This is a genomic window from Sebaldella sp. S0638, from assembly GCF_024158605.1.
Classification (GTDB): domain Bacteria; phylum Fusobacteriota; class Fusobacteriia; order Fusobacteriales; family Leptotrichiaceae; genus Sebaldella.
Genome location: NZ_JAMZGM010000118.1, coordinates 1 through 655 on the forward strand (window position 1 = coordinate 1; position 655 = coordinate 655).

General features: G+C 32.2%; 1 pseudogene. It reads right to left on the reverse strand.

The features are described from left to right. A pseudogene (locus NK213_RS17880) lies at nt 1-655 on the reverse strand (hypothetical protein); the annotation flags it as partial.

Below are 655 nucleotides of genomic sequence, written 5' to 3' on the forward strand. Positions count from 1 at the left end.
CTGTTTGATAATCCTCCGTAATATTCCCCTGTACTTGAATTTGTTCCTTTGAAATCCAGTCCTTCTGCCTGTAATTGTATTTCAGCTTTATCAAGCTGGGCTTTAATAATGTCGTATGCATCCTTAAAGCTTCCGGCTCCTTCCAGTGCTTTTGTGTAATCATCATTTAAGAAATACTTTTGGGCTAATCCTTTGAATGTTTCTGATTCATAAAATGCCTCTATTAGTCCATCTTTTACTGAGCTGTATATGCTGTCTCCAAGCGACATGCTGAATTGACTGAATGAATTTGTATCTAATGCGTCTCTCATTGCTTTTTCCAATGCGTTTTTTATATCACTTGCCTTATCATCAATAGCTGAGTCAGGAAACATAGCATTTATTACATCATCACTTAACCCTGCTCCTTTTGCCTGTGATTTTAGAATATTCAAAACTTCATTCATGTCATTTTTTATATTCTCAGTACTTTTGAGCATTGTAAATTCATTCCAGAAATTAAGATTATCATTTACAAAAGCATTTAAGTCTGTATTTCCTGATAATCTAAAATCAGCTAATTTATCAGAAATATTTGCAAATTTATTATTGAAATTTTCTTCTAAGCCTTGGAAGTTTATGTCATAAAATACTTTTGATATATTTGTTCTAAGCT